At 31.7% G+C, this 15,835-nt stretch carries 20 protein-coding genes; 10 read left to right on the top strand and 10 right to left on the bottom strand.

The genetic code is table 11. The annotated features are described in order from the left end of the window. Window positions 1-121 precede the first annotated feature (121 nt). From BLW23_RS22515 to BLW23_RS22505, 3 genes are all read left to right on the top strand, one after another. Window positions 122-1,078, top strand: coding sequence for an NAD-dependent epimerase/dehydratase family protein (locus BLW23_RS22515; RefSeq protein WP_093674189.1), 957 nt, complete (start codon window positions 122-124; stop codon window positions 1,076-1,078). A 98-nt stretch (window positions 1,079-1,176) separates the two neighbouring features. Beyond that, entirely contained in the window at window positions 1,177-1,767 is a 591-nt protein-coding gene (locus tag BLW23_RS22510; RefSeq protein WP_093674187.1) for a thioredoxin family protein, read from the top strand. A gap of 68 nt (window positions 1,768-1,835) precedes the next feature. Continuing rightward, on the top strand, window positions 1,836-2,315 hold the full coding sequence (locus BLW23_RS22505; RefSeq protein WP_093674185.1) for an ABC transporter ATPase: 480 nt from the start codon (window positions 1,836-1,838) through the stop codon (window positions 2,313-2,315). Between the two features lie 4 nt (window positions 2,316-2,319). Here BLW23_RS22505 and BLW23_RS22500 read toward each other — a convergent pair whose 3' ends face one another. Further along, the gene (locus BLW23_RS22500; RefSeq protein WP_093674183.1) at window positions 2,320-2,856 is read right to left on the bottom strand and encodes a hypothetical protein; all 537 of its coding nucleotides are present in this window, start codon (window positions 2,854-2,856) and stop codon (window positions 2,320-2,322) included. 91 nt (window positions 2,857-2,947) lie between these two features. Here BLW23_RS22500 and BLW23_RS22495 point away from each other — a divergent pair, with 91 nt between their 5' ends. Continuing rightward, entirely contained in the window at window positions 2,948-3,445 is a 498-nt protein-coding gene (locus BLW23_RS22495; protein WP_093674181.1) for a hypothetical protein, read from the top strand. 2 nt (window positions 3,446-3,447) lie between these two features. Here the strand turns inward: BLW23_RS22495 and truB are convergent, their stop codons facing one another. The 8 genes from truB to BLW23_RS22455 form a co-directional block, all read right to left on the bottom strand. Continuing rightward, entirely contained in the window at window positions 3,448-4,137 is a 690-nt protein-coding gene (truB, locus tag BLW23_RS22490; RefSeq protein ID WP_093674179.1) for a tRNA pseudouridine(55) synthase TruB, read from the bottom strand. Further along, window positions 4,138-4,932 carry an undecaprenyl-diphosphate phosphatase gene (locus BLW23_RS22485; RefSeq protein ID WP_093674177.1) on the bottom strand — a complete coding sequence of 265 codons (795 nt, stop codon included), beginning with the start codon at window positions 4,930-4,932 and terminating at the stop codon, window positions 4,138-4,140. Between the two features lies 1 nt (window position 4,933). Beyond that, window positions 4,934-5,176 (bottom strand): DUF3098 domain-containing protein, encoded by a 243-nt coding sequence (locus tag BLW23_RS22480; protein WP_093674175.1) that lies wholly within the window; start codon window positions 5,174-5,176, stop codon window positions 4,934-4,936. 2 nt (window positions 5,177-5,178) lie between these two features. Further along, entirely contained in the window at window positions 5,179-6,057 is an 879-nt protein-coding gene (locus BLW23_RS22475) for a cell division protein FtsX (RefSeq protein ID WP_093674173.1), read from the bottom strand. 150 nt (window positions 6,058-6,207) lie between these two features. Further along, window positions 6,208-6,621: a methylmalonyl-CoA epimerase gene (mce, locus tag BLW23_RS22470; protein WP_093674418.1), complete on the bottom strand. Its 414-nt coding sequence runs from the start codon at window positions 6,619-6,621 to the stop codon at window positions 6,208-6,210. Between the two features lie 41 nt (window positions 6,622-6,662). Then, on the bottom strand, window positions 6,663-7,208 hold the full coding sequence (locus BLW23_RS22465; protein WP_093674171.1) for a hypothetical protein: 546 nt from the start codon (window positions 7,206-7,208) through the stop codon (window positions 6,663-6,665). Window positions 7,209-7,210: 2 nt separating this feature from the next. Further along, a complete protein-coding gene (locus BLW23_RS22460) occupies window positions 7,211-7,882 on the bottom strand; it encodes a hypothetical protein (protein ID WP_093674168.1) in 672 nt (223 codons plus the stop codon). 61 nt (window positions 7,883-7,943) lie between these two features. Further along, window positions 7,944-8,537, bottom strand: coding sequence for a DUF2589 domain-containing protein (locus BLW23_RS22455; protein ID WP_093674166.1), 594 nt, complete (start codon window positions 8,535-8,537; stop codon window positions 7,944-7,946). Between the two features lie 635 nt (window positions 8,538-9,172). Between BLW23_RS22455 and BLW23_RS22450 the strand changes: the two genes are divergently transcribed. From BLW23_RS22450 to BLW23_RS22420, 6 genes are all read left to right on the top strand, one after another. After that, window positions 9,173-9,796, top strand: a complete 624-nt coding sequence (locus BLW23_RS22450; protein WP_093674164.1) for a hypothetical protein — start codon at window positions 9,173-9,175, stop codon at window positions 9,794-9,796. A gap of 216 nt (window positions 9,797-10,012) precedes the next feature. Beyond that, window positions 10,013-10,690 carry a hypothetical protein gene (locus tag BLW23_RS22445; protein WP_093674162.1) on the top strand — a complete coding sequence of 226 codons (678 nt, stop codon included), beginning with the start codon at window positions 10,013-10,015 and terminating at the stop codon, window positions 10,688-10,690. Window positions 10,691-11,292: 602 nt separating this feature from the next. Further along, the gene (locus BLW23_RS22435) at window positions 11,293-12,039 is read left to right on the top strand and encodes a sensor histidine kinase (RefSeq protein ID WP_093674158.1); all 747 of its coding nucleotides are present in this window, start codon (window positions 11,293-11,295) and stop codon (window positions 12,037-12,039) included. Between the two features lie 61 nt (window positions 12,040-12,100). Beyond that, window positions 12,101-12,748 (top strand): response regulator transcription factor, encoded by a 648-nt coding sequence (locus BLW23_RS22430; RefSeq protein WP_093674416.1) that lies wholly within the window; start codon window positions 12,101-12,103, stop codon window positions 12,746-12,748. Window positions 12,749-12,996: 248 nt separating this feature from the next. Next, on the top strand, window positions 12,997-13,392 hold the full coding sequence (gene rbfA / locus BLW23_RS22425) for a 30S ribosome-binding factor RbfA (RefSeq protein WP_093674156.1): 396 nt from the start codon (window positions 12,997-12,999) through the stop codon (window positions 13,390-13,392). Window positions 13,393-13,523: 131 nt separating this feature from the next. Further along, the gene (locus tag BLW23_RS22420) at window positions 13,524-14,729 is read left to right on the top strand and encodes an ABC transporter permease (protein ID WP_093674154.1); all 1,206 of its coding nucleotides are present in this window, start codon (window positions 13,524-13,526) and stop codon (window positions 14,727-14,729) included. Between the two features lie 72 nt (window positions 14,730-14,801). On the opposite strand, the gene dusB is transcribed toward BLW23_RS22420, so the two are convergent. Further along, entirely contained in the window at window positions 14,802-15,779 is a 978-nt protein-coding gene (gene dusB / locus BLW23_RS22415) for a tRNA dihydrouridine synthase DusB (RefSeq protein ID WP_093674414.1), read from the bottom strand. Window positions 15,780-15,835 lie beyond the last annotated feature (56 nt).

Raw genomic sequence — 15,835 nt, 5'->3', positions numbered from 1 at the left:
AATGTATACCAAATCGATACGAAAATTTTATGGTTTTGTTAATACTCAAAAAAGCATATTTTTCTTTTGTGAAATCTTAAATTTAATACCTTTGTAAGGTCGTATTTTTGAATAATTAATAATGAGTAAGATATTAATCATAGGAGCTTGCGGGCAAATTGGGACAGCTTTAACTGAAAAGTTGAGAGAAGAGTTTGGAAATGAAAATGTTGTAGCTTCTGATATAAGGGAAGGAAGAGAAGAGATGATGGGATCAGGACCATTTGAAATCGTTGATGCGACGAGTAAAGAGCGGATTTTAGAAGTAATTAAGAAGCATGATGTAAAACAGGTCTATTTAATGGCCGCTATGCTTTCTGCTACAGCAGAGAAGTATCCTCAGAAAGGATGGGAATTAAACATGACTTCTTTATTGGCTGTGCTTGATTTAGCCAAAGAAAAATATATTGAAAAAGTTTTTTGGCCTAGTTCAATGGCAGTATTTGGAAGTACATCTCCAAAGATTAATACTCCTCAACAAACTGTAATGGAGCCAACAACAGTTTATGGAATAAGTAAAGTGGCTGGCGAACATTGGTGTAATTATTACTATGAAAAATATGATGTCGATGTAAGAAGTATTCGTTACCCTGGTATCATTAGTTGGAAATCATTACCTGGCGGTGGAACTACAGATTATGCGGTAGATATTTATTTCGAAGCTCTAAGAAAAGGGAATTTCGAGTGTTTTTTATCTGAAGATACGAGATTACCTATGATGTATATGGAGGATGCTATTAAAGCAACAGTGAACATCATGAAAGCAGATTCTCAGAGTATCAAAACAAGAACTTCATACAATCTCGCAGCAATTAGTTTTACACCAAAAGAAATTGCTCAGGAGATAAAAAACTACATTCCTGATTTTGAAATCGTTTATAAACCAGATTTTAGACAAGATATAGCAGATTCTTGGCCTCGAATAATTGATGATTCGGCGGCGAGGAAAGATTGGGGATGGGAACATGCATATGATTTGCGATCAATGACAGAAGATATTGTAACTAACCTAAGAAAGCATGAAGAACTACTATCGTAAGAACTATTAAAATTTTACGTCTAAGATTACGCAATTGTAACATTAGTAATGTATAAAAGTATTTTTAATAAATACTTTTGTGTAAAAAGATAAAATAGATGAAAGACATAATTGAAAGTAGTTTGCAAAAAGCAATATCTTATACAGAATATAGATCTTTAGTTAGCACTTTGATTAAAGAAAAGAAATCAACTGGAGATGTGCAATCCGAAGATTTGTTAAATTATAGTGTTTTAAACGATAGGAGAATGAGTCGTTTGGATAAGACTATTAAGATTTCAGATGATGTAAAAAGTAAGGTGCAGGAATACCAAAACGAACAAACTTGGCTAGTATTGACAGAAGGATGGTGTGGAGATGCAGCACAGAATATTCCAGTTATTAATAAAATTGCAGAAGAGAATTCGAAAATTAGCTTGAAATTTGTCTTAAGAGATGAAAATGTAGAGTTAATGAATGAGTTTTTAACCAACGGGGGAAAGGCTATTCCTAAGCTTATTGCTTTAGATAAAAATAAGAATGTAATAGGTACTTGGGGACCTCGTCCGAGTGAGGCAACATCGATGGTTAAAAATTATAAAGAAAAAAATGGAAAAATAGATGCAGAATTCAAAAAAGATTTGCAACTTTGGTACAATAAAAATAAAGGTAGGAATACCGAAGAGGATTTATTATCGTTATTCAACTAATTAAAATTAAAAGTTATATTACCGTTTGATGATTTTATCATCAAACGGTTTTTTAATACAACAATAGTATGTTTATAGAACATGATACGTTATCAGATGAAGCTAGAGTGTGGATATATCCAGCAAGTCGAAAATTTTATCCACAGGAAATAGAAGATTTAAAAGGAAAACTACAAGCTTTTGTTTCATCTTGGAAAAACTCTGATGAAGAATTTAAAGCTTCATTTGAGATTAAATACAATCGTTTTATTGTGTTTTATGCAGAAAAAAATGTTTCACTAAAAAGCACGGATATAGATGAGCAAGTATCTTTTATATTGTTACTTCAGAATGAATATGAAATAGATTTACTGGATAAAATGAATGTGTGCTTTAAACAAGGTGAATTTGTTCAGTACAAAGAAATAAAAGCTTTTAAAAAGATGTTAAAAGAAAAATCGGTTTCATCCAAAACTATTGTTTTTGATAATCTTGTTCAGTCAAAATATGACCTTGAAAATTATTGGGAAGTCCCAATGTCAGAGAGTTGGTATAACCGATTTTTGTAAACTTTTAAAAGAAACTAAAGCCAATTCCCAAGGAAATACTGTCGAGATTTCCATTTCGAAATCCAGCAATTTTTTTTCTATGAAATTCTAATTTAATGATTCCATTCCAACGGTTGTCACTTAGTCCTAAAAGACCGATTCCCGCCTTATAGTAGTTTCCGTTTGAGAACCTTCTAGACGGGCGGAACATTTGGCCATAACTGCCTTCTAAAAACCAAGCTTGGCTATCATCCACAATAAAATTGTATCGTAAACTACCGTACATAGGGATAGAATTAATTGCGTAAGAAAAGTGATGATCATAACCAATATTTATACTTGAAGCCCATCGTTTATCAAATTGATATCCAATTCCAGTTCTTATTAAAACAGATTTTGGTTCTATGAATGTTTCGTCATCGTCGTTATTGAACAATTCATAATCTTGATTTACCCCAAAGGTAGTGCTAATTGATCCTGTGAAAAAAGGATGACCTTTGCTTGTTTGGCAAAAAGTATGAATTGCAAATAATAAAGCAGTAGTTAGTAGGAGGTTTTTCATTTTATATTAAGTTTTCATCAGAATTAACAAAAACTGTTCCATTAATTGTAACACTATGCTCTTTTTAATACTAATAATATAAAAGCTATAAATGATTAGAAGAAAAGAGATTTACATCACACAGCCAATACTTAGAAATAATAGAGAATTATTTCGGAAGAAACATTTGTTTGAAAGAACTAGGGCAGATACATTAAAAGAAGCAAAAGGAAAGTTAAGTTTTAAAATAGTTTCATTAGACAAACTTCAAACGATCAAAGAAAAAATTATTAAAAAAAAATATTTTGATAAAGTTTTGGAATGCATAATAGTATTGACGGTTACTTTAGTTTTCATAATTCTGACAACCTCTGTAATTATTCAAGAAAAAGGAAAGAGAAAGGAATTAAAAGAAATGGAAAGAGTGGCGTATATGAAATTAAATATACCCAAATATAGGTTTTATATTGATGATGGAAATAAATGGCTTAGAGAAGGACATTACAAAAATGCCCGATATCAATTTCGAAAAGCACTGGAGTTATTTCCAGAAAATGAATTGGCTAAAGAAAAATTGAATATAGCGAATTTTAAAAGTAAAAACAGATAATTTTAACTTTCTAATGAGGCAACAAATTCATCAATAGATTGAGCGTTGTCGACTGAGAAATCACCAATTTTAGTTCTTCTTAAGCTTGATAAATGCGCTCCGGAATTTAGAGCTAAGCCAAAATCATATGCTAAAGATCTAATATAAGTTCCTTTGCTACAAACAACTCTAAATGCTACTTTAGGAAAATCTATTTTGGTTATTTCAAACTCTTTAATTTCTATTTCTCTAGATTTTATTTCTGTAGTTTTTCCGGCTCTTGCGAGTTCATATAAACGTTTCCCCTCTTTTTTGATTGCTGAGAAAATAGGCGGTTTCTGTTGAATTTTTCCTACGAATTTTGTTGTTGTTTCCTGAATTAACTCAGGAGTAATGTGCTCCGTAGGAAAAGTATGATCTATTTCTGTTTCTAAATCATAGCTAGGCGTTGTAGCACCAATGGTAAATGTACCGGTATATTCTTTTATTTGCCCTTGATAGGTTTCAATACTTTTCGTTTGTTTACCCGTACAGATAATTAGTAAACCAGTAGCTAAAGGGTCTAATGTCCCTGCATGTCCTACTTTTATTTTTTTCAGATTATAGTGCTTTCTAATATGCCAACGCAATTTGTTAACTACTTGGAAAGAAGTCCACTCTAAAGGTTTATCAATTAATAAAACCTGTCCGTTTTTAAAATCTTCAACTGTCATTTAAAAAAATAAAGAATATACAATCGCAATAACACCTACAATTGCGCAATAAATAGAAAAATAAGAAAGTTTACTTCTTTTAACTAAAGCAATCATCCATTGACATGCTAAAAGTCCAGAGACAAAAGCAGCGATGAACCCAACTGATAAAGGAAGTATTTCCGAACTTTGAAGGTTAATATCTCCTCCAAGTATATCTTTAGCAACCTTACCTAAAATTAAAGGAACAACCATTAAAAAAGAAAAACGAGCAGCTTTTGTTCTGTCAACTCCTAATAAAACAGATGTTGAAATTGTAGCACCAGAACGAGAAATACCAGGAAGCATCGCAATTGCTTGTGAAATACCGATAACAACAGAATTGCTAAAAGATACTTTTTTATCTGTGTTTTTGGCTCTGTCTGCTAATAAAAGAAGCAGAGCTGTTACTAGAAGCATGCAACCCACTAAAAGAATTTTCCCTCCAAAAAAACTTTCGAGTTCATCTTCGAAAGCCAAACCAATAATTACAGCAGGAATCATTGATAAAACTATTTTAACTGAAAATTTGGTTTGCTCATTCCATTTAAATTGAAACAATCCTGATAAAATTTCAATAACTTCCTTCCTGAAAATTACCAAAGTACTCAATGCAGTAGCAGCATGTAAAACCACCGTGAAAGTTAAACTTTCCTCAGGAACAGAAGTGTTACCAAAAATAGCTTTTGCTATTTCCAAGTGTCCACTTGATGATACTGGTAAAAATTCAGTAAGCCCTTGAATAATACCAAGGATAATTGCTTCTAGTAAATCCATTTTATTTTTTTGGGTTGGCTAAAATAGCATAAATTTCTATACCAAATCCAATAAGCACTAAAGTAGGGGCCAAACGAATTCTTCTCCAGCTATAAAGTTCAGGGTTGAATACATTGGGGTCATCACTACCTCCTCCTGCCATGAGTATGAAGCCAAGAGCAATTACAGCTAAACCAATAAGCATGATAATGTAATTTCTCTTTCCGAAAAGAAAGCTACTTTCTGTTTCCTTGTTATTTTTCATTTTTAATAATATAAATCGTTCGTTTGTAGGTTTAAAAAGCGTTGAGTTGCAAAAAATGTACTAATCCAAGTAATAATAAATGCACTTAATAACACTCCCCCTGCAATATAAGTTAATGATAAGTAGTCTTTCAATAAAGCTAATGTCGGAACATATTTATCGACATAATAAATGATAATAAATAAACCGATTAGCGAGATAAAGGCGCCTAAAACGCCTAGTTTAATGCTTTGCCAAATAAAAGGTTTTCTAATAAAACGTTTTGTTGCTCCAACCATTTGCATGGTTTTAATGTTAAAACGTTTGGAATAAATAGCGAGTCTAATTGAACTGTTTATTAAAATAATGGCAACTAAGCCGAAGAAACCACTTAAAACTAACAACCAAAAACTCATTTTCTTTATGTTTTTAGTCAATAAGTTTACCAATGGCTTATCGTAATTTACTTCAGCAATCAAACTATTTTTTTGATAAGTATTTTCAATTTCACTCATTTTTTCAGGAGTGACAAAATCAGCATTTAAATAAATATCAATCCCATTTTTAAGAGGGTTATCTCCAAGAAACTGTAAAAAATCTTCACCTAAATCCTTTTTATAGGCTTTGGCAGCTTCGTCTTTCGTGATGTAAAGAATATGTTTGGTATACGCCTCTTTTTTTATTGAGGCTTGCAAATTTTCTAATTGTTTTTTAGAAACATCGTCTTTTAAGAATAAAGTCATCACAACTTTTTCTTTAAAATGGTTGGCAACATTTGTAGATTTAAGCAAAACAAACCCAAGTATGCCAATCATGAAAAGTACCAAAGCGATACTTACGACAACAGATACATACGAGGATTGCAATCGACGTTTTTGAAAAGAATCAAAAGATGTGCTCATTTTAGATGGCTGTTTTAACTCCGCAAGATATAAAATCAAGAATCAAATGTCAATCATTGACCAGACAATTATTCTTCAATTCTAAATCTTTCGGTAGGATGAAAATAACTCCATTAAATTAAATGAAAAAGTTCAAACTTTATTGTTCTTTTATTTAAAATTCGAAGGAATTTCTTGGCACAATTCAATAAGAACTCCATTGGTAGTTTTAGGGTGCAAGAATGCAACTAATTTATTGTCCGCTCCTTTTTTAGGTGTTTCATTTAAAACTGTAAATCCTTCTTGTTTTAAACGAGTAATTTCCATTTCAATATTATCAACCGCAAAAGCAATATGATGAATTCCTTCTCCTTTTTTATCGATAAATTTAGCAATGGGACTATCTGTTTTTGTAGCTTCTAATAATTCGATTTTATTAGGACCTGATTTAAAAAAGGAGGTTTTAACTCCTTCACTCGCTACTTCTTCAATTTTGTAATGTGCCTCTCCAAAAAGAGAAGCAAATAGCTTGTTTGATTTATCTAAATCTTTAACCGCTATTCCAATATGTTCTATTTTATTCAAATTCATGGGCTAAAAATAGGGGTTTTGGAAGTATTTTTTTGTTATAAATTTTCTAAATCTATCTCATTGGCCATAATGATAATTATATCTGATTTATTAACCAATGAAAGTATTTGCCCAGTTATTCCTTTTAATTGTTCGTGTTGGTGGCAAAAACTCCAAAGCTCATGAATAAAAACTGTGAAATCTTCATTGGGGTCGTATTTAAATTCATTGGTTTGGTATAACAAGCCTAAAAGTTGATTAATTAACTTTTTAGCATTTTCAAGCTTTTCGTTGAAACTGGAAAAAACGTCCCATAGGTCTTCTTGTGCTCGAGTTAACAAAGTAGCAGTAAAAAAAAGATGTTCCTTTTTTTTACTTCCGCCATTTGATGGAATAAAAGCACTCAATTCAGCTCGTTTGGCAGAGAATTTAGAAGATTCTGGTAGGTTTAAATTTTTTAAAACGTCCTCTGTTGTCGTAAGCCATTTCGAAAAGTTACGAATACTTACGGTGCTTTTTTTCTGAATTTGATCGGCAATAGGTGAAATATTATTTAGTTGTAAAGTAATATCGGATGTTATTTTTGTAATGGACTTTCTCATGATTATTCAGGAAGTAATTTTGATTCTATTTCTCCATTATCATTTTCTGAAGTATACCATTCCATGCCTTCTTCGTTTAATGTCATTTTTATTTGGACAATATTTTCTGGCTTGATTTCGTTTAGTTTATGGGCTTCAACAATTACTTTAGTGTTTTGTTTTACAACTTGTTTAGAGGAAATAAGTGATTTCAAATTCAACTGAAGTTGCTTAGTAAGAGAATTGTAATCCAATTTTTTGGGATAAATAGATAAAAATCGCTCAGCAACTCTCATTGAAAATTGATTCAGAAACTCGTTGTTATTTTCATTAGCTTTTAAATTCTTTTCTAAGATGTCGGTTTCTTCGGCAATTAGAGATCTCAAGAGTGTCGAAGTTTTTCGATCAAAAGAATTTACTTTAGAGGTGTTTTTGAGAATATTATAGGCTTGAGAATTAAACTCGATATTATTAATGGGTTCATAATCTTGTTCATAATCATTCGAGAGTTCGCTAATGGCAACGGGAATGGTAAGTTCGATATTTTGAGCCTTGAACCTAGGAATGGTAAAATGCTTTAGCAAATCGTGCTTTGCAAATTTCTCTGCAATTTCCAAAGATTTTAAATCAGACATTAATCGAGCTTCAGCGATAGAGGTGGCAATTCCGCCAAGATATTCATTTAAATTAACCATAATAAAAAGTTTAAAAAGAGACTGATTTCGTATATCTTCTTCAGTCTCTTATGTGTTATACTTAAGCTACTGTTGCAATGCTATCTTCAAGCATGTCCAATATTCTACTTAGCCCTTCTGGTAACTCGTCGTTTACCGCTCTTACCTTTACGCCTAAGTTGTAAGTCTTATCTACTTTTACTCCCTGAGAAGTGTTTCTCTTGTAAGAAGCCGAAGCCTTAAAGTTTACAATCTTATAATTGATTCCTAACTCAGCACTTGCGGCAAATTCGGTAGAAATATCTCTGGTTTCTGTAGAACTTAAACGCGCATTGAAATCAATATTTACTTCATCAATTCTTATAGAAGGAATCGTAAGTGTTGTTAAAAATGGCACCTTAATTTCTACTTCGTTCTCTATAAATTTTTGGTTATTTGGTCCGGCTGCGGTATTAGGATCGTAATCAGGATTAGGAACAGATTTCTTGTATTGAAAATCTACATAACGAAGTGGAGCTGTTCCACCACCTGGTGGGGTGTTTTCAAAACCAACTTCTTTAATAAAGTTAACAGTTGCCATTGAAGCGGCAGTTTGTGCTTGAATAGCAGCTTGTAATGGTCCTCCTACATACACGTTAAAATCTAAACTATTTAATTCTGGAACTAAATTTGGCATTTTATCTATTTGTTTTGTTTGTACCTACTCTCTCTAGGCTTTTCGGTTTTCGCCTTTGTTATTTCGAAATACTGAATGCAAAGTTTGTGGATTGTTGAAGTTATTTTTCCAGTAGAACAACGCTATTTGAAACTAGAATTCCTGTTGTTTTTTACCGTTGTTTTCCTTGAATAAAATAGGGGAAAGAGAAGGAGAGTTTAAAGTGGAGACATAGGAATGACTGATTTCAGTAATTTATTTCTGTCAAGAGTAGTGCAGTCTATTAAGTGATAATAATACATTCTGAATTTAGATTGAGGTGTCAATTAAATTATTTGATTAGATAATTTAGTAAGGAATAACTAGACCTCACAGGTTTCAAAAACCTGTGAGGTCTAAATTTCTAATTATTGATAATAAGAGAATGGAACCGGTTTAGGTGAAAATTTTATTTTACTTCGGTTGGTATAGTTATTTTTTAACAGAGCTGGTTTCTGCTTATAAAAAAAGTGTTAAATTGCTTCAAAATGCTGGCTATGAGTTTTCTATAAAAAATAATGATGTTTTAATACGTTTTATACCAACTATATTGAATTTATAGTGGCTTTGTGCTATGCAGTGGTCAGTGAAATAATAACCAATTAAAAATTTTAATGATGAAAAACAAATTGATGTTGGCCTTTATGGCTATTGCCTTAACTATGGTGTCTTGTTCTCAAGATAGAATTGAAGAGCCTTCTCAAGATGAAACGGCAAATGTTTCACGTCCGTATAATGCTTTAAATTACTTGGAGTTAGTCCCGATGTTAGAACATTATGATAAAACTAGAAAGCCAGTTTTGGAGAAAGCATTAGGCTTTGAGGATACTCGTATGAATTACTACAGTATTGAGACCCTAGAAAATTATATTAAATATGTAAAGACTCTTTCTAGAGAAAAAGGTATAAAGTTTACTGGAATAAATTTTGTTTCTGCGGCTTATCCTGAAAATACTGATCATGGTGTCCCGAATTATCAGAATTTATTATTTATGCCAACAACGGAAATTGGTGGTAAAAATATATGTTTTGACCCAGTACAATCAACTTCCGAAAAGACGGTTACGGTAAAAGAAATGTTAGCGAGTTATGGTTATAATTGGGTATATGATTCTAAAGAGGATTATGATAACAGGAATAAAACTAACGGATTGGTCAAGCGAAACTCTCAGAACAGGTCTAAAAGTACAGATGTTGAAAGTGGAGCGGGTAATAGGGGTCAAATATCTCCACCATACTAACATAAGAATGCGGAAAAAGGTCAGTCATACACTGACTTTTTTTTATATAAACAACCGTTGAAGTCTTTAAATTCCTTTAGTGTAAACGCTGATGGCTTTAGGGTGGTTTTCCTGAATATTCTTTTGAAAGCGTTTATTTACTTAGGGGTATGAAAAAAATGTTGGTTTTAAAATATATAGCAATGTATATTTGACTCAAACAAACCAAATAGTATCATGAAGGAACAAAATTTTATTACACGATTATTTAATGCTATCAGAAATTTTTTCAGAGGCGACTGTGATTGCGATGAATGTATTGAAAACGGAGCTGATAAAGGCATTTTCTGTTATAAAGATGAGGGGAGGACGAAAGAAATGCTTGCATATCCTGAGGTTATTGAAATGCTAAAGAGATACGATGGCACGAGAATTGAGCCTTTTGAACAAGCTTATGGCTATGAAGACACACGTATGAATACCTTTAATTTTTACCAGTTTAAGAAATATTTAGGTCATATAGAGAATTTGAGTAAAAGGGCAGGTATACGTATTTCTGGAATTTCTTTTATTTATGGCGCAAAGAATCATGAAGGAGCAAGACACGGATATAATAGTTTGGTTTATTTGCCATCTACTGTAATTAATGGTAAAGAAGTTCTTTTCGACCCTGTACAAAGTGCAAGGCAAGGAAAATTAGTTACATTTAAAGAAATGCTAGAAAGATATGGATATCAATGGATATATGATGATGCTGAAGATTATGAGCAAGGAAAAAGAAAAGATAATAATTATGATTTAAAATCGAATCAAGAAAAATCATCGGAGTTTAAGATGATTTCCAATGATGATTTTGATCAAGAAGATGAAAGTGGAACTGGGAATCATTCTACTTTAGCACCTCCTTATCATTAAACTATATTTAATAGAATGATTACATTATTTTCCTTAGGTATTTTATCTCAAGTAATAGTAGCAATTGTTAGTGGAGTAACTTTAACAAAATTCAAGTTAAGTTTTAGTAGATTTTTATTTTTGTTCCTCCTTATTACAGCTTTTATAGAAGTTTATTGCTTCTTTCTTTTGAGAAAAGAGAAACCTACTTTTATCTTTCATCACATATATTCATTTATAGAATATTCATTAATATTTTGGATGTATTTAAAACTTATCAAAGAAAAAAAGTGGTTGATTCTACCAAAATTACTTTGGGCGGTAATTGTCATTCTATGGTTAATAGTTTTTTTTTATAGGAACATATTCTCTTACTTGATAATATTAGGCTCAATAAATGTAGCTATAGTTCTTTTATTGTATTTAAGAGGGGTTCTTTTATCAGATGAAATTCTAAATTATAAGAAAATGTTACCTTTTTGGGTTTCAGTTGGTTTTTTAGTGTTCTATCTTCCTTCGATTCCTTTTTTTTCTTTATTAAAGTATATTAAATCTAGAGGTATTTTCTCTGTGTTGAGTGTGCTAATAATCTTACGTAGTTTATTTATATCTTTCGGATTAATATGGAGCAAGGAGGAGAAATATTAATAGTTACTACGGTTATAATAGTTGTTGTAGTAGCTTTTCTAGTGATATTATTCACAGTTTTCCAACGACGAAAAAATAAGTTGTTGTTAGAACGAGAAGAAATCAAAAAACAATTTGAGCGAGAAATAGCCGAAACACAAATAGAAATCCGAGAAGAAACTTTAAGAAATATTAGTTGGGAGTTGCACGATAATATCGGGCAACTCTTAACATTAGCTAAAATTCAGTTACAACAGGCAACTCCAGAAAGTTTGGAAGATATTACAGAAACAATAGGGAAGAGCTTAACTGAAATTAGAGCACTTTCTAAATTGATAAATCCCGAGTTTATCAATAATATAAAGTTTATAGAAGCCTTACAATTAGAAATTGAGCGTTTTAATAGGTTAAATTATATTAATTCGAGCTTAACTGTTCTCGGAGAGGAAAAAGAAGTGAGTCAAAAGCATGGGATTATTATTTTTAGGGTACTTCAAGAATTTTTTTCCAATACCATAAAACATTCAAAAGCAACTGATTTAGAGGTGAAACTACACTTTAAAAAAGGAGAGTTAGAAATTAAGGCCTGCGATAATGGCGTAGGTTTTGAGGTTGATAAGGTGGGGCTAAAGGGAATTGGTCTTCAGAATATTAAAGCTAGAGTTAAACTAATAAACGCAAAAGCGACCTTAAAATCGGAACCTCAAAAAGGTACAACTTTAACAATTAATTATTATTTTTAAGCATTTCCCTATGAATTCGTTTAAACGAGTTCTATATGCAGAGATTAACCTAAACTTAGTTATTATGAAATATTCAGTAGTTGTTGTTGACGATCATACGTTATTGTCACAAGCAATCGAAAGTATGGTAAATACATTCGATAAATTTAAAGTATTATATACTTGTAAAAACGGGAAAGAATTGTCAGATAAGTTTTTGGGGTCGCCAATGAATATTCCTGATATTGTTTTGGTAGATGTTAATATGCCCGTGATGAATGGCATTGAAACAACAGAATGGGTTGTCGAAAACTATCCTGACGTGCATGTAATGGCATTATCAGTAGAAGATGCTGATAATACGATTTTAAAAATGCTAAAGGCTGGCGCTGTTGGGTATTTGTTAAAAGATACTCAAAAGGAGGTTTTGGAAAAGGCACTACTAGAGCTTATGGAAAATGGATTTTACCATACACGAGAAGTTACCAGTTTGTTGATTGATTCTGTTTCTGGAAAAAATAAAAAATCGAATATTCAGTTTAAGGATAATGAATTGACTTTTATGAAGCTGGCTTGTTCTGAATTAACCTATAAAGAAATTGCTGAAAAAATGTTTTTAAGCCCTAAAACTATTGATGGTTATAGAGATAGTTTATTTACTAAACTAGATGTTAGGAATAGAGTAGGACTAGTAATGTATGCTATTAAAAACAAAATATATACACCTTAAAACTTCTTTAATAGCTATTTAGAAAATTACATGTTGTGTTTCTTTTTTGTTTATCGACTTCTAGGGATAATTATAGACCATGTATTTACTGTTGAGGATTTAAGTCAGAAGAGAGTAGTTGAATTTCTTTTGAAAGATCTTAGCGTTCTTTTTTACAGTAATTTTAAATGACAAATGGTATAATCAAGGAATAAGATTAAAAAAACACAAAAATTAAAAGGTCTGAAAATATTCCGTAAATTTGCGGCATGGAAGAAACAAACAGACAGCGTAAAATTGCAGGTGTACTGCAACAAGATTTAGTAGATGTTTTACAGCGTGCTGCTCAAGATGGAATGAGAGGGGTAATTATCTCTGTATCGAGAGTTTCGGTTACAGCAGATTTAGGTGTAGCGAAAGTGTATTTAAGTATATTCCCTTCGGATAAAAGAGACGAAATTATTGAAGGAGTAAAATCAAATACGGCTACTATACGTTATGAGCTTGCTCAAAGGACTAGAAATCAATTGAGAAGAATGCCTGAGTTGTTGTTTTATGGTGATGATAGCTTAGATTATATAGAAGAAATAGATAAATCGTTAGACGGTGAAGACGAAAACCCTATTAAAAATCCTGATATACTTCCAAGACGACAGAAGCGATAATAAATAAACAGTGACCTCTAGATAATCTTGAGTTTAAAGAAACTGTTTTTTTATTGAATTAAGTTCTCGACGATCGTTCTGTGATTAAAAAAAGACCTACATTTGAATATAATCTTTTTTAAAAAAGTCTATTGAATTTTCCTTTATACATAGCGAAAAGATACTTATTTGCTAAAAACAGCACAAATGCAATAAACATTATAACATTTATAGCCACATTTAGTGTTATTGTTGGAACTGCAGCTTTGTTTATTGTATTGTCAGGGTTTTCTGGACTGAGAACTTTTAGTGATTCACTGTTGGAGGCCTCTGATCCAGATATGAAAATTCTTCCAGTGAGAGGGAAAACGTTTAAAGTTTCTGATAAACTTGTAAATTCACTTGTTGACAACCCTAAATTAAATGCGTTTTCTTGTGTTGTTGAAGAGAGAGTTTCTTTGAGTTATAAAAGTAAAAATTACATTGCATTTATAAAAGGCGTTGATAAGTATTATACGGATGTAGTTCAAATAGATTCAGCTTTAAATATAGGAGTTTGGCTTGATAAAAAGTATGCAAATACAGCTGTTATTGGGGCAGGAATTTCGTATAAATTATCATTAGGAGCTTTTAATTTTGGTGATCCTTTGCAAGTTATGGTTCCTAAGCCAGGAACTAAATTTATTACAAATCCGAATAAAGCATTTACATCTATTGATGTTCAGATTGTTGGTGTATATACTGGATCTGAAGAGTTCCAAAATAAATTTGTTTTTACACATATTGATGAAGCACAAAAATTACTTAATTATGACGATAACGATATTTCGGCTATTGAAGTTAAAGTAAAGGATGTATATGATGTTGAGGATATAAAAGAAGAATTAGTTGCGAAGCTTGGAGATGAGTTTGAAGTAAAAACAAAGAAGGAGCTAAATGCACTATACTACAAGGTTGTAAATACGGAGAACTTTATATCTTATCTTATTTTTACGTTAATTATCGTAATTGCTCTTTTCAATGTAATTGGGTCAATTATTATGATGATTATTGATAAAAGAAAAAACTTAAAAACGTTATTGAGTTTAGGTACAAGTGTAAAGGACGTTAAAAGGATATTCGTTTACCAAGGTTTTTTATTGGTGTTAGTAGGGTTGTCTATTGGACTGTTTATTGGAGTTGCTCTTGTTTTTATACAGCTTCAATTTGGGGTTTTTATGATTACAGATAGTTTACCTTATCCAGTAGAATTACAATGGATTAATTTCTTCGTAGTACTTTTTACAATAGTAGTACTTGGTTTTATAGCATCGAAAATTGCAAGTTCTAGAATTAATAGAGCTTTTATAGAGAGATAATAAATAGTTAAGCTAATAGTAATAAAAGCTATGTTCTTAAATTAGGAAGATGAATAAGAAACTTGTTTTATTCTATCCAAACTTCTCTTTTACCAACTCAAACGTATCGAAAACATCTTTAGGGTCGTCTGAAGTAACCATTTTTAAACGATATTCTTTAAAATGAGGAATTCCCTTAAAGTAATTCGTGTAATGCCTTCTTGTTTCAACAACTCCCAAATGCTCTCCTTTCCAATCAATAGACATTTCAAGATGTCTTTTAGCCATTTCTGCACGTTCTATGATTGTTGGTTTAGGTAAATGTTCTCCAGTTTTAAAATAATGTTTTATTTCGTTGAAAAACCAAGGATATCCAATAGAAGCACGGCCAATCATACAACCATCAAGCCCATAAACATCACGCATTTCTTTTGCTTTTTCGGGAGAATCTACATCACCATTACCAAAAACAGGAATATGCATTCTTGGATTGTTTTTAACTTCAGCAATGGGTTTCCAGTCGGCATTGCCTTTATACATTTGGGCGCGTGTTCTACCATGAATGGAAATGGCTTTACAACCTACATCTTGCAGTCTTTCTGCCACTTCAACGATACGAATAGAATCATGATCCCAGCCTAAACGAGTCTTTACAGTAATGGGGAGTTTGGTATGTTTAACCATGGCTTCGGTTAACTTTACCATTAAATCGATATCCTTTAAAATTCCTGCACCAGCTCCTTTTGAAACTACTTTTTTAACAGGACATCCGAAGTTGATATCGATAATATCAGGGTTGGTCTTTTCAACTATTTCAACCGATTTTAACATAGAGTCAAGATTAGCACCAAATATTTGAATACCTACAGGTCTTTCTTTTTCGTAGATGTCTAATTTCATAACGCTTTTAGCGGCATCGCGAATTAAACCTTCCGAAGAAATAAACTCAGTATATACAACATCGGCACCATTCTCTTTACATAAAGCTCTAAAAGGAGGATCGCTTACATCTTCCATGGGAGCTAAGAGTAACGGGAAATCAGGTAATTCTATAGTATCTATTTTAACCAAACCAAAAAATTTTGGCAAATTTAACCTTTATTTTTTAGGTAGGAAAGTTATATAAT

Origin of the sequence: Tenacibaculum sp. MAR_2009_124, from assembly GCF_900105455.1 — a bacterium.
GTDB lineage: Bacteria > Bacteroidota > Bacteroidia > Flavobacteriales > Flavobacteriaceae > Polaribacter.
This window is presented reverse-complemented; position numbering and strand designations above follow the sequence as displayed.